This is a genomic window from Myxococcus xanthus (genome assembly GCF_013116825.1).
GTDB classification, from domain to species: domain Bacteria; phylum Myxococcota; class Myxococcia; order Myxococcales; family Myxococcaceae; genus Myxococcus; species Myxococcus xanthus_B.
In genome coordinates, this window is the sequence record NZ_JABFNS010000309.1 from 1 (window position 1) to 481 (window position 481).

The window sequence follows — 481 nt, forward strand, 5'->3', positions numbered from 1 at the left end:
GAGGTCACCCACATGGCCGACGGCCAGAGCGGCATGGCGCGCCTCCAGGGCGGCGATGCCGGCGCGCTGCCCGACCTGGTGATCCTGGACCTGATGCTGCCCGACATGGACGGGCTCGACGTGTGCCGCCGCATCCGCTCGCTGCCCGGCGCCGCGGCCCAGGTGCCGGTGCTGATGCTGACGGCCAAGGGCGACCCGATGGACCGCATCATCGGGCTGGAGCTGGGGGCCGACGACTACCTGCCCAAGCCCTTCGAGCCGCGCGAACTGCTCGCGCGCATCCGCGCCATCCTGCGCCGCCGCGAGACCGGGCCCGCCGCGCCGTCGCAGGCCATGCGCTTCGGCACGCTGGAGATCGACCGCGACGCGCGCTCCGTCACCGTGGGCGGCCAGCCGGCGGACCTCACCTCCTACCAGTTCGACCTGCTGGTGGCGCTGGCCGAACGCGCGGGCCGGGTTCTCACGCGCGACCAGATCATGG

1 protein-coding gene is annotated in these 481 nt (G+C 74.0%); it reads left to right on the forward strand.

The genetic code is table 11. The features are described 5' to 3' along the window. Window positions 1-12: 12 nt before the first annotated feature. On the forward strand, window positions 13-481 hold a 469-nt coding region (locus tag HNV26_RS37460; protein ID WP_253817406.1), incomplete at its 3' end, for a response regulator transcription factor.